This window comes from Agathobaculum sp. NTUH-O15-33 (assembly GCF_033193315.1).
In the GTDB taxonomy this organism is placed as follows: Bacteria; Bacillota; Clostridia; order Oscillospirales; family Butyricicoccaceae; genus Agathobaculum; species Agathobaculum faecihominis_A.
On record NZ_CP136187.1, the window covers coordinates 2,471,398 to 2,495,422 of the forward strand.

3 protein-coding genes are annotated in these 24,025 nt (G+C 58.0%); all 3 read right to left on the bottom strand.

Going from position 1 to position 24,025, the window contains the following annotated elements; all coding sequences use genetic code 11:
• Nucleotides 1-35: 35 nt before the first annotated feature.
• A complete protein-coding gene (locus RWV98_RS12090; RefSeq protein WP_317861011.1) occupies nucleotides 36-11,939 on the bottom strand; it encodes an InlB B-repeat-containing protein in 11,904 nt (3,967 codons plus the stop codon).
• Between the two features lie 136 nt (nucleotides 11,940-12,075).
• Nucleotides 12,076-19,815 (bottom strand): InlB B-repeat-containing protein, encoded by a 7,740-nt coding sequence (locus tag RWV98_RS12095; RefSeq protein ID WP_317861013.1) that lies wholly within the window; start codon nucleotides 19,813-19,815, stop codon nucleotides 12,076-12,078.
• Nucleotides 19,812-23,744, bottom strand: coding sequence for an InlB B-repeat-containing protein (locus RWV98_RS12100; RefSeq protein WP_317861015.1), 3,933 nt, complete (start codon nucleotides 23,742-23,744; stop codon nucleotides 19,812-19,814). The genes RWV98_RS12095 and RWV98_RS12100 overlap by 4 nt, the downstream gene beginning before the upstream one ends.
• Between the last annotated feature and the right edge of the window lie 281 nt (nucleotides 23,745-24,025).

The following is a 24,025-nucleotide window of genomic DNA, read 5'->3' on the forward strand; positions in this document are numbered from 1 at the left end:
GTTCCCCCTCCGCCCGTGCGTTGCTTATCCCTGTTTCATTTGGCCACCTGTCCGCAGTAGCGGGACAGGATCGCCGCTATTTCCGCTCTCGTTGCCGTTCCGGCGGGCGCGAGCTCCTGCTCTGTTCTGCCTGTGATCAGGCTCTTTTGCACACACCACTGCATGGCTTCCCGCGCCCACGCGGATACTTCGTTCGCATCCGTAAAGCCCGAGAGCTCCGCCCTGCCGTCGGTGTCAAAGCCCTTCAGCACCGCGTAGCGGTACAGGATCGCCGCGGTCTGTTCGCGGGTGATCGGATCGTCCGGACCAAAGCGGTCGTTGCCGTAGCCGCCCGCCACATCGGTCTGCGTGGCCCAGAGGATAGCGTCCGTATACCACTTGCCTTCCGCCACATCGGCGAAGGGCGACGCGCCGCTCACCGCTGGCGAACCCGCCATGCGGTACAGGATGGTCACCAGCATGCCGCGCGTGAGCGTTTCATCCGGCGCGAACCGGTCGCTTGACACGCCCTTCATCAGCCCGTTTGCAAATACATAGTCCACATAATCGTGGTACCAGCTGCCGTAGGGGTTGTCGAGGAACGTGCCCTTGGTCGGGCAGCTCTCGCCGCCGTCGCAGGGGGTAAACCCGGCGTCGTCCGTGCCGGGCTTGTCCGGTTCGGCGGGCCCAGTGGCTCCGCCACCGCCGCCTCCGGCTCCGCCGCCACCGGAATCTCCGCCGCCGGTTCCGCCGCCGCTGTTGGTTTTCCATTGCGCCTGATATGTGGCGTCTGCCTGCGGGATTGTTCCGCTAAACGCCGGGAGCCAGCCCTCGAACGTGTAGCCTTCGCGCGTGGCTGTCGGCGCGGTTACGGCCGCGCCCCATTTGCCTCGCACGCTTGCGGCGCCTTCCAAAGTGCCGCCGTTCCCGTCGAACGTTACCGTATACGCCTTACGCTCGTAATAAATCTTTACCACCGTTTCGCCGCTGCCGAGGATCTTTTGCTGCTCCACCGGTCTCGCCGTGTAGTGCGCGAGCTCCTCCGCTGTTTCCGCGGTCATCTGGCCGGCGATGCCAATGCGTTCCTCCGTCTTTTCCGCCTTGTAGCTGCCGTCCGCCTGCTCCATGTACTGCTCCACCTTGTACGGAACGCCCATGGCGCTGGGGTAATACGTCACCGTAAGGGTAAGGTCGCTCGCCGGCATAATACCGGTTAGGCTGTTCGGAATCGCCACATAGCCGTCCAGCGCGGGGAAATCGGTGAACGTATACGCGCTGCCCGCCGCGAGCGTGCCGGTGATCGGCTCCGGCGCGGTCGCTCCGTCCTCGCAGACGAACTTCACGGTATACGTGTAATCCCGTGCCGCTGTGCTCCAACGCGCCACATAGGTCAGGTTTTCCGCGGGCATGGTCTCCGGCAGCTTCGCGCCCCAGCTCAGGAACGTGTAGCCGCTGTTCGCGTCCGCTTCCCGCGTCGGTTCTTCCGGTTCCGCGATGCGCTGGCCGTACAGCAGCGTGGTGGTCTGCGTTTCGTCCTCTCCCCACTTGCCGCCGTTGCCGTCCCAGACGACGTCATACTCGTTGCGCTTGTACCGGATCGTTACCACCGTATCGCCGCCTATGGTCTCCTGCGTATACGTTTCCGCCGTAAAGCCGGGGATCGGCATGGGCCTTGCCTGTGTTTCTTCGTCTACCGTGCCGCCCATGGTCTCTTCCACATAGACGATACCATCCGTGTCGTCCATGGCCAGAAGCATCGGCATATCCGGCAGCGGTTCCAGCACGTGCTTTACGATGTACTTCGCGTCCGTGTTCGGGAAATAGGTCACGGTAAACGCGAGGTCGTTCGCCGGCATTGTGCCCGTTACCGTTTCAAGGCTCGGGAAGTATCCTTCCTTCTCCGGCGTGTAGATCGCGTAGTCCTTGCCAATGGCGTACACGTCCGAGATATCCTCAAAGGCTTCGCTGCCGTCCTTGTTTTGGTACGAGACCGTTACCTCATAGCTCCGTTCATCCGTGTCCCACTGGGCGATAAAGTACAGGTCCTTCGCCGGCATCTCCGACGGAATGGCCTTATCCCATTTGCTGAACCTATAGCTGTAGTTTACGTCCTCATCCTTGGCAAGTCTTGTGGGCGAAGTGATACTGCCGCCGTATTTCACGCTCTGTATCGTTTCGTCCTCCCCATTCACCTTGCCGCCCGCGCCGTTCCACGTTACCTTGTAGCTGTTGCGGGTGTACAGAATTTCCACCACGGTGCCGCCGTCCGCGTTCACCGTCTGCTGCTCTATCGCTTGCGGTGTAAAGCCTGTGTAAACTCGCGGTTCGGCCCGCGTCTGCGTACCCGTCTGGCCGTACAGCAGATCAAAGTCCGCTTGCTCATAGGCCGTGCCGTTTAGGTTTTGCAGCTTATGCACCACCTTGTACTGTACCCCTTGGTTCGAGTAGTACGTCACCAGCACCTCGGTATCGTGCGACGGCATCGTGCCGGTCACGATCGCGATGGACGGCGTGTACCCTTCCACCTTGGGCGATACCACACGGTAGCTCCGGCCCGCCGTTACCGTTTCTTGATGCGCTTCCGGCGCCGCCGTTCCGTCACCCATTTTGTAGGTCACGGTAAGCTGGTAGCTTTGCGCCGCGCGGCCATACTGCGCGGTATACGTCACGTTCTGCGGCGGCATGGTCTCCGGTACTTCCGGCGTCCAACCGGTGAATACATAGTCAAAGTTCGCGTCCGCCGGTCTCGTCAGGTTGGTGGGCCGGTCTATTGCCGCTCCATAACGATAGGTCGCGGTTTTGCTCTTTTCACCGCCTGAGAACGCGCCTTCTCCCGCGTTCCACGTCACCGTGTATTCATTGCGCGTGTAGCGCACTTCTACCAAGGTACTGCCATCTGCCGCGATTGGTTTCTGCACGACGCGCTGCGCCGTAAAGCCCGGATAGCTACGCGCCGCGGCCTTGCTCTCCTTGCCCGTCTCGCCCCGCAGGGTTTCGGTATCCGCAAGCTCATAGGCTTCGCCGCTTACCGGCTGGAGCAGATGTTTTACCGTGTACTGCGTGCCGGTCTCCGGATAATACAGAACCGTTACCACCGTGTTCTGCGCGGGCATCGTGCCCTTCACGCTCGTCACGTTCGGGCGGTAGCCTTCTACCGCCGGGATGTCCTTGATCTCATAGCTTTCGCCGACGATAAACTGGTAGTCCTGCGACGCGTGGGCTTCCGTGCCATTTTCGTACTGATACCGCACGGTAAGCCGGTAGGTCTGGCGGTTGGTGTTCCACTTGGCGGTAAAGGACAAATCCCCCGCGGGCATCGTTTCCGGTATCTCCGCGTCCCAGCCGCCGAAGGTGTAGGCGTAACCCGCGTCGCTTGTGCGGGTCGGGTCCGCGGGCTTGGTGATTGACGCGCCGTACTTCACGGTCTGCGTCCATCTGTCCTCCCCGTTTACCTTGCCGCCCGCCGCGTTCCACGTCACCTGATACCCGTTCCGCGCGTACTTAATCTGCACTGTGGTATTGCCGTTCGCCAGAATCGTCTGCTGCTCCGGCGTTCCGGCGGTGTAGCCTTCGTAGATTTTGGGCACCGCCGCCGTCTGCGCGCCCGGCTGGCCGCGCTGTACCTGCTCGTCCTTGATCGGGCCGTAGGTCCCGTCCTCCTGTTCCAGAAGGTGCTGCACCTTGTAGGTCACGCCCTTGGTGGATACATAGGTAACAAGTATCTCCGTATCCTTCGCGGGCATGGTGCCGGTTACCACACTTTGGTTGGGCGCATAGCCCTCGATGCTCGGGCTTTCCACGTTGTAGCTGCCGCCGGTGCTCACCTGTTCCCTATGCGGTTCGTGCGCCGTTGTGCCGTCCGCGAAGCGGTACAGCACGGTGAGCGTATACGGCTTGGCCGTGCGCTCGTACTGCGCCGTGTAGGCCACATCCCACGCGGGCATGGTATCCGCCACCGAAGGCGACCAGCCGGTGAACCGGTACGTGAACAGATCGTCCGCCGCCTTCGTTGGGGTGGGCGCTCCGGTGATTGCCGCGCCGTACTTTACGGTGCTGATTTTCGTCGCGGCGTTGCCGTCGAACTGGCCGTCCCCCGCGTTCCATGTCACCGTGTAGCTTTCGCGCTCGTACTGGATCTCCACCACGGTTTCCGTCTCGCTGGAAATGGTCTGCTGCGTCACGGAAGAGGGTTTCTTGAAGCCCGCGTACGTCTTGGCCGCGGCCTTGGTCTGCTCGCCCGCCGTACCGCGTAAGTATTCCGTCTCCGCAAGGGTGTAGCCTTCGCCTGCCGCGTCTTTTTGCAGGTGCTTCACTGTGTACCGCGTGGCGTTGTTCGGGTAGTACGTCACCGTGATCTCCGTATCCGCCGCGGGCATGATACCTGTAACGGTTTCCAGATTCGGCGTCATGCCCTCCACGGCTGGCGAACTCACGGTATAGTTTTGTCCCACGGTATAGACTTCGCTCTTGCTCGGCGCGGCTTCGCCGCCGTCCGCTTTTTTGTAGTGCACCGTTAGGGTGTATTGGTTCTGCACCGCGGACCACGTTGCAAAGAACGTCTGGTCCCCCGCGGGCATCGTCTGCGGTACCGACGGCTCCCATCCGGCAAACGCATACCCGAACTGCGCGTCTCCGTTCTTTACCGGCGTGGACGGCGGCGTAAGCGTTTCGCCGTACTTAACGGTCCGCGTTACGGTCTTTTGTCCACCGATCGTGCCCCCGTTGCCGTTCCACACAACCTGATAGCTGTTTCGCGTGTAACGGATTTCCACCGCTGCCGTACCGTCCGCGCGAATGGTGGTCTGCTGTACCTTCTGCGCCGTGTAGCCGTCATAGCTGCGCGGCAGGGCCGACGTTTGCGCGCCCGTTGTTCCGCGCAGCACCTCGGTCTCCTCGATGTCGCCGCCCACGGCCTCCCGCACATGCTTTACCGTATACTCCACGCCGCTCGTGGAGACATAGGTGACCGTCTCCGTCGTATCCGACGCGGGCATAACGCCCGTTACCACCGTGCGGTTTGCCGCGTACCCGCTTACCTCGGGCGACGCGATCCGGTAGCTTTCACCCACCGACATGTTTTCCTTTACCACGGCTTGCTTCGCCTGCGTGCCGTCCGCGTACAGGTATTGCACTGTTAGCGTATACGTGCGCGGCGTTCTTATGTACTGCGCCGTGTAGGTCACATCGTACGACGGCATTTCACCGGCAACCGACGGATACCAGCCGCTGAATGTATAGGTATAGTTCGCATCCGCCGCTTTGGTGGGCGCTGTGGGCGCGCTCACCGCCGCACCATACCGCACGCTGGTAAGCTCATTCGCCGCGCCGCCCGGGAAGGTTCCGCCGCCCGCGTCCCATGTGACGGTGTAATACCGCCGCGCATAGTACGCCTTGACGACCGCCTTGCCGTCCGCTGTGACTGTGGCTTGCTCCACATGGTCCACCGTGTAACCGTCGTAATTCTTGCCGGTCTCGCTTGTCTGACGGTCCGCAAAGCCGGTCCGCGTTTCGGTTTCATATGCCGCGCCGTAGGTTCCGTCCGTCCCCGCGAGATAATGCTCCACCGTATAGGTTGCAGCGGTCGACTCATCATAATAAACCACCGTGACGTTTACATTGGATGCGGGCATCACGCCCGAAACGCTTGTTTGGCTCGCGGTTTTACCGCTCACCGCCGGGAAGCCGGACAAGTAATAGTCTGATCCCACCGCAAACTTTCCGCTTACCGGTTCGGCGCCGCCGATCGCCTTTCCGTCCTGATCTACAAAGCTCACCTTCACCGTGTATACCCGCGCCGACGGCGTCCAGTACGCCGTATAGCTCTGGCTTCCTGCCGGCATCGTTTGCGGCACCGCAGCATTCCATCCCGCAAAGGTAAAGCTGTTTGCCGCTTCCGACGCGTGCCTTACCTCCGGCTCATTGATCGTTTCGCCATACTGGTAGGTTTCGCTTTTTACTGCCGTCGTCAGTCCGGCATCGTTAAAGTACCCGCCGTTCGGATCCCACTTCACCTCATAGCTGTTGCGATTATATTTGATCTCGATCTCCGTCATGCCATCTCTATTGATGGCGGTCTGTGAAAATCCTTGTGCCGTAAAGCCCTCATAGGCCTTTGCCACAGCCTCGGTCTGTTCTCCCGGCGTACCGCGCAGTTGTTCGGTTTCCGCCATGACATATCCGGCCCCGGACAGCTCTTGCTTTTTGTGAACCACCTTGTATGGCGTACCGCTATCACTGTAATACACAACGGTAAGGTTCAGATCGGTGCTAGGCATGGTTCCTGTAAGAGTCTGCTGGGTCGGCGTGTAGCCCGAGATATTCGGAGAATCCGCCGAATAGGTCTCCCCTGCCGCGACCGGCATTCTTTTCTCCGGCGCCGCCGTACTTCCGTTTGCGTACTGGTATTGCACCGTAAGTTCATACTCCCGCGCGGCTATTTCGTACTGGGCAGTATAGGTCACGGGGCCGCTGACCAGCGGCAGGGCCGCGCCCGGCGCATAGGTCTTTTTCCCATCGCTCCAACCGGTAAACGTATACCGGTATTGGCTGTCCTCCGGCCGTTCCGTTTCTCCGGTAAATTCAGGCGCTGCTCCGTATAGATAGGATTCCGATGTCACCGCACCGTTTACCGACCACAGCACCTGATATTTGCGCTCGGTTTGGCCAAAGACGGCGGTGTAAGTCGCATCCGCTGAAACCGGCGGCAGCTGCCCGGTGTATATCTTACCCGATGCGTCCTTCCAGCCTTGGAATACGAAATCCGCACTTCCCGTGGACTCTTTTTGCGGCACTGAGCCAAATAACGGTATTTCACCCTCTTCAACGTTTTCGGTTGTCGTTTTACCGTCTACCACCCAACTAATCGCAAACGTCTTTTTGTCTGGCAGTTCCACCGTCACCTTGGTATCGGTTATGACATTTCCAACGCTGTATACATAGATGGGTTGGTCGTCCAACTTGATTTTGGGACTTACCGGATCATTGTTCGCACGTACATCCGGATCGCCCTCCGCATAATCTCCGTTTAGCTGCAACGCGAACATATACGTACCGCCATAGCCGACTACATTGCCCGTTGTCAACGGTTCCACTGTGTACCCATAGCCTTCTACTACGTTGACTTTACAGGTTTTTGTGGTCATGTTTTCAAATGTCAGCTTCGTATCCTCAGTAATATCCCACAGGTAATAGGTACTGCCATGCGATGTCAGCTTTTCCGTTTTTCCAGAGCTGCCAGTGGCAATGACTATGGGCGACGCATTCTGATACGCTGCGCTAAAATCAAATGTAAATGCGAACATCCCGCCATGTGCCACCGGATTTGACATACCGTCGATCGGGACGATGCGGTAATCGGCGCTGTCCTCATAGGAAACGGTGTGGGTATGCGCAGCCAGCGCGTCCACCGTAATATGCTGGTCCTCCCGAATCGCTTCCAGTTTATAGGTGTATGTTGTACCGCTGATTCGGATCGGATCAAGCGCCTTTCCACCATTCGCGCGGACCACCGGCGCCGCGCCGGCGCAATCATACGCGACCGTCACAGTAAAGCTATGGCTGCCGTTATATGGCACTGTAGTAGCGTCCACCTTGGCGATTGTATAGCCGCTGCCGGTGCCGTAGGTAACCTGATAGCGGTTCAGCGTCAGACCGGTAACCGATACCGTATGATCCGCCTTGACGGATGGAATGGTATATACACCATCCCGCGCGGTAAGCTCCTGCGAACTGCCGCCCTCCGGTGTGGTGGTCACCTTAATCGACGACTGACTGTACTGAGGGTCTAGCTTGACGGTGAAGGAATAATCGTTGCCATGCGCCACGAACTCTGTATTTTCCGGCACCGCAACGATACGGTAACCAGTCTCTCCTTCCTTGGCGCGCACATGATAGATCTGTTCTACGCCGATCACAACGCTTTTCGGGCCATCCATGCTGATTTTATAAATACCATCCGCGGCCGGCTTCACCTCTGTACCGTTAACCTGTACGATAAACGGCGTATCGGTGGCGTTACCCGCTGCGTCCTTGACCCGAAACGCCAGCGTACCGCCCCGGCGTATGTCAAATGCATTGTCCTGATTGCCGGAATCCGTCCGTCCGATGGTTTGGCCCGTTACGACCTCTACCTGATAGCCCTGTGGTACTTCCATGACCGCCGAATAAATATCCAGATCGTAATAGAGCTTCAACGTGAGCGTCTTTCCAGCTTCCACTGTGCCGGATGCTACGGTATTCGCCGCACGATAGTTAATTTGATAGCCGGGATAGGTTTTTGCCTGCGCACTTACCAAGGTACCGGCATCCCGCTCCAGCGGGCTTTCGGTTTCGCGCACTGTATAGTCGCCGTTCGGCTGCTGCTGATAATGCTGTACCTGATAGTAGCCCTGATTTACCTTCCACACGGCGTATAAAACAATCGTTTCCGTACTGGTGGGCTTGTAGCTGCCCGGTGTAAGGCCGCTATCCGGTGTGCTCGCTGTTTGGTTTTGGCTCCATCCAAGGAAGGTATACCCTGTCCGGCTGACCTTATCCGCGCCCGGCAGTGTAAGCGACGAATTAAGCGCCCGCACATTGACCGCCTGCACACTGCTGTCCAACACGCCGCCGTTCTCGTTCAGAATAATGGTCGCCTGATTATTTCTCCAGCCCGCCGTGATCGTATGACCTTCCAAGCTGCTGATTTTGGTATCATTTTCGATTTTCCAGCCCATATCGGTAAACCAACCGGTAAAGGTATAGGCGCCGCCCGTACCATTGTTCGGAGCTGGAATCGTGCCGCCAAACAGTGAACCGTAGGTCTGATCGTATTTTGCGTCAGCAAACTGCTGCGTCATAGTACTGCCGCTAATCGAAGTATTCGCCAGCGTGGTCTTAAAGGTGACCGGCACGGTGATCGGCGTCCACTTCGCATAAAGCGTTAGCGTTCCATTGCCCGTATTGGAGGCTTTATCCGTCGCTGTTGCGGCAGTTCCCGTACCCGCCGCATTCTGATACCAGCCCTTAAAAGCATAGCCCTTGCGTGTTGGCACGGGCAGATCGCCGAACGCATGGTCAAATTCGATCGTTCGACCCACACACGCTGAGCCGCCCTGCGGATCAAACGCAATGACCAGTTGACCGCGTACCCACTTGGCATACAGCGTATGTGCTTCCGCTTCGCTTACCACTGTATCCGCCGTTACCTGTGTGCGGTAGTCCTTTTCCAAATACCAGCCCGCAAAGGTATTGTTGCCAGCGGGATCTGTCAATGTCGGCAGCGTTCCGTATTTTTCTCCGACGGTAGCGGATTGTTTTTTCGGATTTGACACCCCGCTTAAAGCTGCACTAAAGGAAATATCATACGTCTTACCGGTATAGACAGGATATAACCGGTGGTCGTATTCCACATCCACGGTATCTGTTTTCTTTTTCTGGGTAGCTGCATCTTCGGGATCTACATACCACCCCTTCAGTACCTGCCCATCACTCGACAAATTCGGCTGTTCACCATATGGCTGTCCGTAATCTATAATCTTTTCCCACAGGAAATCCTCCGCCAGCACATAGGTGACGCGGATTTGCAGCGGCTCCCAGCCGGCATATAAGGTTTGGTTCTCCGCTTTGGTCACCTTGGTAAATCCGCCGCGCACCAAATCCTTGGGACCGCATACTGCATTGCTATACCAGCCGGTAAATACATAGCCCTTGCGCGTCGGGCTGGGCAAGGACGGGTACAGTTCGCCATAATAAATATCATGTGTCGCTGCGCCGCCATGCCAATCTATTGCTTCTGTTGTATTCTTGTCCAGCGTAAGCTTGTATTTTATCGGATTCCATTTTGCAAAAAGATTTAAATCACTTGGATAATTCCATATGCTTTGCACGGGACGGGCACTGGCGTCATATACCTTTTCACCCCACGCTCCATCCTCTGTCTTCGTAAAATACCCTTCAAAAACGCTTCCCGTTTTTTCCGGTTTTGCAAACGACGGCATGGCCGTATCGTATGTGACCGTCTGCGCAATGGCACTGCTTTCGTTTTGCGGATCGACCACCAGATTATAAGTGTTGGCCTTCCACTGCGCGTTTAGCGTATATGTGGCGTCGATTTTATCCCACGGTCTCAGACCGTTGCCATTCGGCCCAATATAAGTATTGGAGCTTTGGTCGTTATATCCCAAAAACGTATAGCCCTGCCGGATGGGCGGCGTAATAGCTGCAATAGGCTCATTGTAGGTGGCATGAATCGTCGGCCCGGACTGCTGCCCGCCCTGCGGATCCAGCGTCACTGTCGTTTTTGCGGCTTCCCATTTTGCATATAGTGTGGTGCCTGCCCGAGTCGACCACTTTTTTGTACTGCTGCCATCCGCGTTATATATTTTCTCTCCGCCGCCATCTGTTTTCGTATAGTATCCGCCAAACGAGTAGCCTTCTTTTATTGGCAATCCATCCTGCGGTATGGCTGGCAAAATTTCATTGTATTCCGCGGTCACCTCCGTTACTGGTTGCACCTTCGCGCCCTGTCCGTTTAGCACAATGGGGTATTCATCCCCTCTCCACTGTGCATACAGCGTTTTCGTGCCGCCGTCCGCTTCCCTGTCCGGTGTTAAGTCGATCGTCCAGTGGCGCACTGAGTTACCTATGTCATTAAAATAGACATCGCCGCCATTTGGTGCTGTATAATAGCCTTTAAAAAACTTATCCTTCTTTTCCGGCAGTGTTTCACCGATCGCAATGCCGACCGGCTCCGGCTGTTGGTCAAATTTGACCTTCGTCGAAGTGATCGAACCATCTTTATCGCCGCCATTCCGGTCGAACTGAACGGTATATGCTTCGGGCTCCCATTGTGCATATAGCTTACAGTTGCTCACACTCATATTGCGATCCTTATTGCCTACAATTTGACCGCTTTCGTCTGCCCAGCCGATAAACTTATAGCCCTCGCGCGTCGGATGGGGCAAATCGATATCGCTCGATTCAGGTTTCCAACCGCTTTCATCATCGCCCTCCCAGTACGGCCATTCTCCATTTGCCAAGTCATTTGCATTGGTATCGCCATACTTTTGATAATACTGCATGGTAAAGCTATTTCCATATTTCGCTTCATAATCGCTGGGGAGCGAAGCTTTGGTAGTGCCATTGCCGCTGGCCGAATCATTTAAATCAAGGGTAAGCGTAAAGGGAGCGATCGTTTTGTATTTCGGATACAGTGTAATATCATGATCAAGGAATGTGGTTTCAAATTGAAATTCCTCTCCCGAACCATCCGCATGCTCAGTCCATGCCACAACCTTTTTGCCAATGCTGTCCGTATAGCTTGCAGGCAGCCTCGGCACATTATGAAAGCTGGAATTTAGTTCTACGATATTGATACTATCTTCGCCGTCTCCGTCTACCCATTTTGCCGGACAATATACATCATAATTCTGATCGCCAAAGCCGGCGTATCTCACCGTCGCGCACCACAGTTGCGCACACTGCGTACTGGTATGGGTGAGGGCGCCGGTATGATAATCCAGATTCATCGTATCGCCGTTCACCCGGTCAACATACAGTCCTTGAAAAGTCGCCAATAGAACCGTACCGCCCTGACAGTCCAAATTGCCAATATGCTGTCCATTCCATCGCGTACTGATAATACTGCCCTGATACGCGCCCACTGAATAATTCGGGGTTGCTTTAAAATATAATGGTTGTGCCGCGCCGGTTCTTTGGCCCGGATAGTCTTTGCGCCCTGTATTGGTTACCTCGTTCGATGTAAAGCCCGCAAATGACAAGGAGAATTCAGGGATCACGTCACGAACCATATCTCTGGCTCTATATTCCTCATGCACAGTTCCACGCACCGGCTTAATTTCCACTTGCCACGTCCATGCGTTCCAGTCCGCCAACGCCTGAATCGGCATTACGCCGATTAGAATACAGCAGAGCAGTCCCATACTCATGACGCATTTTAATAATCGTTTTCCAATCTTCATATCCCTCTACTCCTTTTGGCTATGGTTTCGGCCGAAGGGCCGTTATGTGATTTCTTTCCCGCAAGCCCTCTTGCAACATCAAGAGGGCTTGCGGGAAAGGGGGAAGCGCTTGTTCCCCACTTTCCTGCTTGGCCTGTCAGGCCTTGCTTTGGTTCACATAGGTACAGAAACGGGATAGGATGGCCGCCACCTGCGCGCGGGTCGCGCTGCCCGCGGGTTCCAGCGTATCCGCGCCCGTGCCCGTGATCAGGCCGCAGTTCACCGCCCAAGAGACGGCTTCCACCGCCCATGGGGATACCGCGCCGCCATCCGCAAAGGCGGAAAGGTCGGCCGCGCCCTGCGTCGGTACCCCGGTGCTCTTAGCAAACCGCTGTAGGATCGCCGCCATCTGCTCACGGGTAATCGCATCCTCCACGCCGAATTGGTTATTGCCGTAGCCGTTTACCACGCTGGTCTGCGTGGCCCAGAGGATAGCGTCCGTATACCACTTGCCTTCCGCCACATCGGCGAAGGGCGACGCGCCGCTCACCGCCGGTGAACCCGCCATGCGGTACAGGATGGTCACCAGCATGCCGCGCGTGAGCGTTTCATCCGGCGCGAACCGGTCGCTTGACACGCCCTTCATCAGCCCGTTTGCAAATACATAGTCCACATAATCGTGGTACCAGCTGCCGTAGGGGTTGTCGAGGAACGTGCCCTTGGTCGGGCAGCTCTCGCCGCCGTCGCAGGGGGTAACCCCGGCGTCGTCCGTGCCGGGCTTGTCCGGTTCGGCGGGCCCGGTGGCTCCGCCACCGCCGCCTCCGCCGCCGGAACCGCCTCCACCGGAACCTCCGCCGCCATCGTCCGTGGTTTCGGCCTTCCATTGCGCTGTGTAAGTGGCGTCTGCCTGCGGGATTGTTCCGCTAAACGCAGGCTGCCAGCCCTCGAACGTATACCCTTCGCGCGTGGCTGTCGGCGCGGTTACGGCCGCGCCCCATTTGCCCCGCACGCTTGCGGCGCCTTCCATAGCGCCGCCGTTCCCATCGAACGTTATCGTATACCCCTTACGCTCGTAATAAATCTTTACCACCGTTTCGCCGCTGCCGAGGATCTTTTGCTGCTCCACCGGTCTCGCCGTGTAGTGCGCGAGCTCCTCCGCTGTTTCGGCGGTCATCTGGCCGGCGATGCCAATGCGTTCCTCCGTCTTTTCCGCCTTGTAGCTGCCGTCCGCCTGCTCCATGTACTGCTCCACCTTGTACGGAACGCCCATGGCGCTGGGGTAATACGTCACCGTAAGGGTAAGGTCGCTCGCCGGCATAATACCGGTTAAGCTGTTCGGAATCGCCACGTAGCCGTCCAGCGCGGGGAAATCGGTGAACGTATACGCGCTGCCCGCCGCGAGCGTGCCGGTGATCGGCTCCGGCGCGGTCGCTCCGTCCTCGCAGACGAACTTCACGGTATACGTGTAATCCCGCGCCGCTGTGCTCCAACGCGCCACATAGGTCAGGTTTTCCGCGGGCATGGTCTCCGGCAGCTTCGCGCCCCAGCTCAGGAACGTGTAGCCGCTGGTCGCGTCCGCTTCCCGCGTCGGTTCTTCCGGTTCCGCGATGCGCTGGCCGTACAGCAGTGTGGTGGTCTGCGTTTCGTCCTCTCCCCACTTGCCGCCGTTGCCGTCCCAGACGACGTCATACTCGTTGCGCTTGTACCGGATCGTTACCACCGTATCGCCGCCTATGGTCTCCTGCGTATACGTTTCCGCCGTAAAGCCGGGGATCGGCATGGGCCTTGCCTGTGTTTCTTCGTCTACCGTGCCGCCCATGGTCTCTTCCACATAGACGATACCGTCCGTGTCGTCCACGACCAGAAGCATCGGCATATCCGGCAGCGGTTCCAGCACGTGCTTTACAATGTACTTCGCGTCCGTGTTCGGGAAATAGGTCACGGTAAACGCGAGGTCGTTCGCCGGCATTGTGCCGGTTACCGTTTCAAGGCTCGGGAAGTATCCTTCCTTCTCCGGCGTATAAATCGCGTAGTCCTTGCCGATGGCGTACACGTCCGAGATATCCTCAAAGGCTTCGCTGCCGTCCTTGTTTCGGTACGAGACCGTTACCTCATAGCTCCGTTCATCCGTGTCCCACTGGGCGATAAAGTACAGGTCGTTCGCCGGCATCTCCGACGGAATCGCCTTATCCCATTTGCTGAACGTATAGTCATAATTGACGTCGCTTAGCTTAGTAGGCCGGTTAGGCGCGGAGAGCGCAGCGCCGTATTTCACGCTCTGTATCGTTTCGTCTTCTCCGTTCACCGTACCGCCCGCGCCGTTCCACGTTACCTTGTAGCTGTTGCGGGTGTACAGAATTTCCACCACGGTGCCGCCGTCCGCGTTCACCGTCTGCTGCTCTATCGCTTGCGGTGTAAAGCCTGTGTAAACACGCGGTTCGGCCCGCGTCTGCGTACCCGTTTGGCCGTACAGCAGTTCAAAGTCCGCTTGCTCATACGCCGTGCCGTTCAGGTTTTGCAGCTTATGCACCACCTTGTACTGCACCCCTTGGTTCGAGTAGTACGTCACCAGCACCTCGGTATCGTGCGACGGCATCGTGCCGGTCACGATCGCGATGGACGGCGTGTACCCTTCCACCTTGGGCGATACCACACGGTAGGTCCGGCCCGCCGTTACCGTTTCTTGATGCGCTTCCGGCGCCGCCGTTCCGTCACCCATTTTGTAGGTCACGGTAAGCTGGTAGCTTTGCGCCGCGCGGCCATACTGCGCGGTATACGTCACGTTCTGCGGCGGCATGGTCTCCGGCACTCTCGGCGTCCAGCCGGTGAATACATAGTCAAAGTTCGCGTCCGCCGGTCTCGTCAGGTTGGCCGGCCGGTCTATTGCCGCTCCATAACGATAGGTCGCGGTTTTGCTCTTTTCACCGCCTGAGAACGCGCCTTCCCCCGCGTTCCACGTCACCGTGTATTCATTGCGCGTGTAGCGCACTTCTACCAAGGTGCTGCCATCTGCCGCGATTGGTTTCTGCACGACGCGCTGCGCCGTAAAGCCCGGATAGCTGCGCGCCGCGGCCTTGCTCTCCTTGCCCGTCTCGCCCCGCAGGGTTTCGGTATCCGCAAGCTCATAGGCTTCGCCGCTTACCGGCTGGAGCAGGTGTTTTACCGTGTACTGCGTGCCGGTCTCCGGGTAGTAAACCACAGTCACCGTCTCGTCCTTCGCGGGCATCGTGCCCTTCACGCTCGTCACGTTCGGGCGGTAGCCTTCTACCGCCGGGATGTCCTTGATCTCATAGCCCTCGCCGACGATAAACTGGTAGTCCTGCGACGCGTGGGCTTCCGTGCCGTTTTCGTACTGATACCGCACGGTAAGCCGGTAGGTCTGGCGGTTGGTGTTCCACTTGGCGGTAAAGGACAGATCGCCCGCGGGCATCGTTTCCGGTATCTCCGCGTCCCAGCCGCCGAAGGTGTAGGCGTAACCCGCGTCGCTTGTGCGGGTCGGGTCCGCGGGCTTGGTGATTGACGCGCCGTACTTCACGGTCTGCGTCCATCGGTCCTCCCCGTTTACCTTGCCGCCCGCCGCGTTCCACGTCACCTGATACCCGTTCCGCGCGTACTTAATCTGCACTGTGGTATTGCCGTTCGCCAGAAGCGTCTGCTGCTCCGGCGTTCCGGCGGTGTAGCCCTCATAGATTTTGGGCACCGCCGCCGTCTGCGCGCCCGGCTGGCCGCGCTGTACCTGCTCGTCCTTGATCGGGCCGTAGGTCCCGTCCTCCTGTTCCAGAAGGTGCTGCACCTTGTAGGTCACGCCCTTGGTGGATACGTAGGTAACGAGTATCTCCGTATCCTTCGCGGGCATGGTGCCGGTTACCACGCTTTGGTTAGGCGCATAGCCCTCGATACTCGGACTTTCCACGTTGTAGCTGCCGCCCGTGCTCACCTGTTCCGTATGCGGTTCGTGCGCCGTTGTGCCGTCCGCGAAGCGGTACAGCACGGTGAGCGTATACGGCTTGGCCGTGCGCTCGTACTGCGCCGTGTAGGCCACATCCCACGCGGGCATGGTATCCGCCACCGAAGGCGACCAGCCGGTGAACCGGTACGTGAACAGATCGTCCGCCGCCTTCGTTGGGGTGGGCGCTCCGGTGATTGCCGCGCCGTACTTTACGGTGCTGATTTTCGTCGCGGCGTTGCCGTCGAACTGGCCGTCCCCCGCGTTCCATGTCACCGTGTAGCTTTCGCGCTCGTACTGAATCTCCACCACGGTTTCCGTCTCGCTGGAAATGGTCTGCTGCGTCACGGAAGACGGTTTCTTGAAGCCCGCGTACGTCTTGGCCGCGGCCTTGGTCTGCTCGCCCGCCGTACCGCGTAAGTATTCCGTCTCCGCAAGGGTGTAGCCTTCGCCTGCCGCGTCTTTTTGCAGGTGCTTCACTGTGTACCGTGTGGCGTTGTTCGGGTAGTACGTCACCGTGATCTCCGTATCCGCCGCGGGCATGATACCTGTAACGGTTTCCAGATTCGGCGTCATGCCCTCCACGGCTGGCGAACTCACGGTATAGTTTTGTCCCACGGTATAGACTTCGCTCTTGCTCGGCGCGGCTTCGCCGCCGTCCGCTTTTTTGTAGTGCACCGTTAGGGTGTATTGGTTCTGCACCGCGGACCACGTTGCAAAGAACGTCTGGTCCCCCGCGGGCATCGTCTGCGGTACCGACGGCTCCCATCCGGCAAACGCATACCCGAACTGCGCGTCTCCGTTCTTTACCGGCGTGGACGGCGGCGTAAGCGTTTCGCCGTACTTAACGGTCCGCGTTACGGTCTTTTGGCCGCCGATCGTGCCGCCGTTGCCGTTCCATACCACCTGATAGCTGTTTCTCGTGTAACGGATCTCCACCGCTGCCTTTCCGTCCGCGCGAATGGTGGTCTGCTGTACCTTCTGCGCCGTATAGCCGTCATAGCTGCGCGGCAGGGCCGACGTCTGCGCGCCCGTTGTTCCGCGCAGCACCTCGGTCTCCTCGATGTCGCCGCCCACGGCCTCCCGCACATGCTTTACCGTATACTCCACGCCGCTTGTGGAGACATAGGTGACCGTCTCCGTCGTATCCGACGCGGGCATAACGCCCGTTACCACCGTGCGGTTTGCCACGTACCCGCTTACCTCAGGCGACGCGATCCGGTAGCTTTCGCCTACCGACATGTTTTCCTTTACCACGGCTTCCTTCGCCTGCGTGCCGTCCGCGTACAGGTATTGCACCGTTAGCGTATACGTGCGCGGCGTTCTTATGTACTGCGCCGTGTAGGTCACATCGTACGACGGCATTTCACCGGCAACCGACGGATACCAGCCGCTGAAGGTATAGGTATAGTTCGCGTCCGCCGCTTTGGTGGGCGAAGAGGGCGCGCTCACCGCCGCCCCATACCGCACGCTCATGAGCTGGTTTGCCGCGCCGCCCGGGAAGGTTCCGCCGCCCGCGTCCCATGTGACGGTGTAATACCGCCGCGCGTAGTACGCCTTGACGACCGCCTTCCCATCCGCTGTGACTGTGGCCTGATCTACATGGTCCGGTGCATAGCCATCGTAGTTCTTGCCGGTCTCGCTCGTAACCTGTCCGGTGTAGCCGGTACGCTGCTCTGTTTCGTACGGCGCGGCGCTATACGCGCCCGTTGCGTCCGCAAGGTAATGCTCCACCGTGTAGCCCGAGGCATCCGCCGCGTCGTAATACGCTACTGTAACAGCTACGTTCGCCGCGGGCATCACGCCGGAAGCGCTCGTTTGGCTTGGCTGCTTGCCGTCTACCGTCGGGAACCCGGACAGATAATAATCCGACCCCGCGGCAAACTTACCGCTTACCGGCTGCACACCCGCTATGGCCGCGCCCGACTTGTCCACAAAGTTCACTGTTACCGTGTACATCCGCGCCGACGGCGTCCAATACGCCGTGAAACCCGTGTTGAATGCCGGCATGGTTTCAGGCACCGTACCGTCCCAGCCCGCGAAGGTGTAGCTGTTCGCCGCTTCCGACGTATGCTTTACCTTCGGCACTGTGATTGTTTCGCCGTATTGGTAAATTTCGATCTTTGCCGTTGTGGATAGATCCGTATCGTCAAAGTAGCCGCCGTTGGGGTCCCATCTCAGTTCATACCGGCTGCGTTCATACCGAATCGTCAAAGCCGTGCTGCCGTCCTCCGCGATTTTTTCCACCGGCACGCTGCCACGCGTGAAACCATCGTAGCTTCGCGCGAAGGCTCGCGTATTTTGTCCCGCGACGCCGCGCAGCGTTTCGGTATCCACCGCTTTGTAGACTCCGTCCAATCCCTGTTGTTCATGCACGACCGTATACGGCGTATCCGTTGACTTGTAATAATAAATTGTGAGCGATAGATCGTGCGCGGGCATTATACCGCTCGCCACGGTCTGCGACGGGCTAAGCCCTTCATACGAAGGCGCGGAAATTACATAGCGCGTGTTATACGCTATTGTATCCCTCGTTTCGGAAAGCTTTTTCCCATCATTCGCGTTTACAAAGCGTACATGCAGCGCAAAGGTGCGTTGTGACGGCGTAAACTGCGCGGTATAGGTAGCCGGTCCGGTGACAAGCGGCAGCGCCGTGCCCGGCGCGTATGTTTTCTTGCCATCGCTCCAACCGCTGAAGACATATTCGCTGTAGTGGTCATATTCCCGCGTGGTGTACTCGTCTATCCCGTCAAAAGTAGCGGCGGCGCCGTAGGGCAACGCTTCGCGGTGTACCGCGCCCGCCGAGGTCCATACGATCTCATACGTGCGCTTCGTCGTTTCAAATACCGCGGTATAGGTGGCTTCGCCAGTCACCTTGGGCAGCCCGCCGGTATACACCGTTCCGCCTTCGTCCCGCCAGCCCTTGAACGCATAGCCGTACTCCAGTGTGGGGCTTTTTTCCGGAATTGTGCTAAACTTTGGTGTTACGCCGTGCTCAATCATCTCCGAAGTCTCTTTGCCCTCAACCACCCACTTAATCAGGTATTGCTGCTTGGACAGACCCGAAACGTTAATATCCGTATTGTCCGTTACCGGCGACAGCGTGTAGGAATATACGAAATCATGCTTCGCTGTCGGTTCCAAAACCTGCGTATAATTTGCCCTTACAACCGGCTCTGCCCCTCGATAGGTCTCATCCAGCGTGATGGTGAAATCAAACGAACCGCCGTACTGCACGTTTCCGCTTTGCGGGGCGGCGGTAAAGCCAACGCCCTCGATCACATTCACCTGATAGCTGGGCTTACGCAGCCCCGTAACAAGCACGATCTGATCTTCCGTAATATTCTCTATGGTATAGGTAGTGCCGATTCCCGTGAGTATTTTTCTGCTTCCGGAATCCCCCAGCGCCGTTACCACCATGGCGGATGCGTCGATATCGCTTGACAAGCTTACGGTAAAGCTAAAGCTGCCGCCCCGACGCACGGTAGTACTGCCGACCGGCACCAGCGAATACCCCTCGCCCGATGGCAGCGCAACACTGTAATGCTCCACCACCAACGGTTCCACCATGATGGATTGATTTTCCATTACGTTGGAGATCGTATAGGTATACTCCCTCCCGTTGATCTGCCCCGCGGTCAGCACCGAACCCCTGTTGCTTCGTACAACGGGAACCGCGCCCTCGTATTCCGGGGTCAGTGTCAGCACAAAGGTATGGCTGCCGTTGTATATCACGGTCTTGCTATCCTTCGGCGAGATCGTATAGCCCACGCCATCGTCGTACGATACCTCGTACCGGTTAAGCTGCAAGCCTGATACGGTTATACTCACATTCTTCGATACCGACGCAACGGTATATGTACCGGCGACCGGATCCAGCACCTCGCCGTTTGCCTCTACCGTAAGCGTGGACTGGCTGTATTGCGGGTCGACCGCGATGGTAAAGCTCAATCCTTGCCGTATTCCGCGGTGAATACTCCGCTGACCGGCTTAATCTGGTAGCCGTTCTGCACGGCGGGCGGCGTAATCGCAGCCACCTTGCGGGATGCGGTTACAAGCAACTGCGTGCCTTCCGTCACATTCAAGCGAAGCTCTTGCCCTACCTTGCCGGTAAAGCCGGTGTTTGTCACACCATTCACCTGTACCTGCATAGTCGCCGGGTCAAAATTCGGATCGAGCGTTACCTTGAACCGCAGCGTGCCGCCATGCCGGACAGCGGTTTTATCCGCCTGCGTTATCAAGCCTTCCGCTTCCGTGCTGAGCAGCTCCGCCGTGCAGCCCTCCCCCGATACGATGGATACCGGGTACTGCGCGCGGTCGTAATACAGCTTTAGGGTAATACCCTTATCCTCCGGCACTACGCCAGAAATTATGCTGGGCGCTTCGTAACGGGGCGCGAAGCCCGTGTAGGTTTTCGCGGTGGCATAAAGAATAGAAGTCGCCTGCGCTTGCACATCCTCGATCTCAAACGGCGTATCCGGATATGTGCCGTCCACCTTCTGCTGGTAATGCTGTACCGTGTTTTTTATCTTGAGCGGCTCCCATACCGCATACAGCACCACCGCCGTGTTGTCGTCATGGCTAAAGCTCGTTGTATATTCCGGCGCGGCGGCTCCCTGTGTCTTGCTCCAGCCGAGCAGCTTATAGCCCTTTCGGCTCATATTCGCCGCGCCGGGCAGCGCTACCTCCGTGCCGACGTTGATCGACACGCTGCTCTCCATACCCGTGAGCGCGCCGCCGTTGGCGTGGTATACCAGCGTATAGACGTTTTGCGACCATGCCGCCGTCAAACTGATCGGTTCGGTCGACTCGATCTGGCTGCCGTCGTATACCGGCTGGTCGCCGTTGTACCAGTTGACAAACGTCCAGTCCGTTTTGACCGGTACAGGCAGCTTGCCGCCGGAGAACGCCGCGCCGTAGGCCGATCCAAAATCACCGGTTGCGGTTGCCGTTGCCGCGCCGTTTACCGTTGCGCCGTCGCCGGGTTTTAGCGTAATCTGTACCCGGTCGGGCTTCCACTGCGCGTAAGCGATAATGGGGTCGCGGCTGGAGCATAGCGTGTCGCCCGTGAGCGTTTCGCCCGAACCGTCTTTCTTGGTGTTCCACGAAAGGAAGGTATACCCATAACGCTGTGCGCTTGAAGGCCACTGACCATTGACATTATAGGAATAGTTCAGATCAACGGTGATCGAAGCGATCGCCTCGCCGTCGTCCACGTCAAAGCTGATGTTTTGCTGTCCAAGCACCCACTTGGCATACAGCGTATGGTTCTTGTCCGTTTTTACAGTGCTGTCCTTCTCGATACGGGTCATAAAGGTGGTCTGTTCCAGATACCAACCGCCAAAGATCCAATCCTGCCCGCTGGGCGGCTGCGGTTTGGGCAGTTCGCCATACGCGCTGCCATAGCTCACTTGCAGCGTGTTTGATGCGCCGGCGGGCAAGCTGCTTCCCTCGCCCGGGTCCAGCGTGACCATCCATTTATGCGGATCGTATTTTGCATAAACCGTGTGCCGGGCCGGATTCGTCACCTTTGTTTGCTCGCCGCTCTCTTCGTAAACAATCTTCGTTCCCCAGCTGCCGCCCGTGCTGCCGTTTTTCGTCCACCAGCCGTTAAAGTCGTAACCGGTACGCTCCATTTCGTAGCCCTTGCCGTATGGCTCCAGATAGCGTACCTGCCGCGGCAGCTGCAGTCCCGCGGATAACTGGTAATCCACTGTAAACTGCAGGTGCTCCCAACCAGCGTATAACGTTTGCGGCTGCTTGTTCTGTTCGGTCACCATGGTATAGCCGCTGCGCACCAGATCCTCTGTTTTGCAATCCCTATTGGAATACCACCCTGTAAACGTATAACCGGTACGCGTCAAAACCGGCAGTTCCGGATAGGTAATTTCATAGTATCCGGTCGTCGAGTAGGTGTTTTCCGTTGGCGACAGGCCGGAAACATTGGCGCTCCACGGGTCGCCCGTGTTCCCATCCGCCATCAGGTTGGGATCAAAGGATATCTTGCTTGGGTTGGGATTCCATTTGGCGTACAGCACCGTTCCGTTTGATACGATATCCCAAGTCGTGCAGGTAGGTTTGCCCGCTTTGTCAAAGTATTGCTTATCCAGCGTGGAACCGCTCTTGCTCCAATAGCCGTCGAATTCGTAACCGATGCGGGTCGGCATGCTGCCGGTCAGCGAGGGCAGAGAGGCCGTCGGTGTGGCATATGCCGCGCTGTAGCTGGCGGCGTGCGTCCCTTCCACGGTAGCGCCGTTTCCGTTAAACGTCGCCGTATAAGTATTCGCCTTCCAGTGCGCATAGAGCGTAGTGTTTTCGGCGATTGTCCACGCGCGCTGCGCCACGCCGCTTGCGTTAAAATATTGGGTGCCGCCGCCGTTTTTCGCGGTGTAGTAGCCCTGAAACGTGTAATAGGACCGGCTGGGCACACTGATATTGCTTGGCGTGCTGTCATAAGTAGCGGTAAAGCTGCTTGTTCCGCCGGTGCCGGACTGCCGATCCAGTGTAGCGGTATAGGTGTTCGCTGTCCAGCGGGCATATATGGTTGCATTCCCCACCTTATCCCAGTCCCTCTGCGCGGTGCCGCTTCCGTTAAAATACTGCGTGCCGCCGCTAGTGGAATCTGTATCGTAGTAACCGCTCAAGGAATAGCCCGTGCGCGAGGCCACTGAAATATTGCTCGGCTTATAGCCTAAATAACAGGTCTGGCTAGCGGTTCCTCCCGTGCCGCTCTTGTGGTTGAAGGTCGCCGTATATTCGATTTCCGATTTAGTGCCTGTAGAGCCTACTGATTGTTGGCTGTTACCATTAATGCTCGCGGTACTGGCCTTCCAAATGCCGCCGCAGCCGCCATGGCTGCCCGTACTGCCGCCCGCACCGCCCGCAGAACGTGAATAGCCGCTCAAACTTATCAAAGGAGCATCTCCACCGTTTCCTGCTCCGTTGCTGCCTTTGCCGCCGCCGCCGCCCCAATGTCTATACTCAGCGCCCTGCCAAGTGCCTCCGCCGCCTCCGCCGCCTCCGCCGCCTCCGCCTGCCGCGCCGCCGCCAATGGCATAAACCGGCCCCGCAATCATACTGCCGCCGCCGCCACCGCCGCCGCCGCCGGCGGTATAATGCTCGTCTTTACCATTGTTGCCATGCTCAACACCGTTACTCGCGCTGCCACCCGACCCATTTGTTGAAGTATAGCTGCCGGCGCTTGCCGTAACAGAGACACTTCCCAATACATACAGTTTCCCCATCGAAGTACCGCTGCCGCCGGTTCCACCATTGCTGCCACCGCTGCCCGACGCAGCAATACTATGCTGTCTAGGGGATTTTTTGCCGGCACCGCCAGCACCGGCGGCGCCGGCGGCGCCGCCGGTGCCGCCTATACCGGCGCCGGGTGCTGCCGCGCCTTTTCCGCCGTTGCCGCCATCGGCGCCGTTAATACCGCTTGCCCCCGCGCTCGCAGCACCTGCGGCCGCACCATTTCCTGCGGCTACTCCATTGCCGCCCGTAGCCTTCAAAGCCCCTCCGCCGGTAACCAGCAATGTGGAATTGCTGGGAATCAGCAAACCTGCGCCGCCGCCGGTGTCACTTTTCCCGTCGCCTCCGCGCAAGGTCAACGTTTTTCCTGAAGGAATATACAGCACTGCGGTAGCGCCGTCGGCCACCCGCAACGCGGGCTGTCCGGCCGATGCGGTTATCGTTACGTTGCCATCCAGCCTGTAGACCGTCTTATCATAAAGCATACCGGTGCTGCTGTCCATTTGTACGACCGAGGTATATCCCGCAGCGGCGGACGGTACGAATAATCCCAGCAGCTCGGGCGCCGATCCGGCCAGCAGTATAAACGCCAATAAAAGGCTGGCCACCCGTTTTAATCTGTTTTTCATTTGGCGCGTCCCCCTTTACCGCAGCGATACGCCGCGTTATAGATTTCCTGCCCGTTTTGCGGACTTTGGGTCAAAAGCAAAAATTCTTGCCGCATCATTTGCTTCGCTCCTCTTTTCTTAATCTGAAAACACGTCAAAGCAAGGGGCCGTTTCTAGTCCCTCGCTTCTGATTCGATTTTGCAGCCTGCCGCCGCTTTGGTCTAAATGTGCTACTACATAATACGAATTATGTGATAGTCTCAATTTGATTAATGGATGCCAAATATGAAAAAACCAAGCCT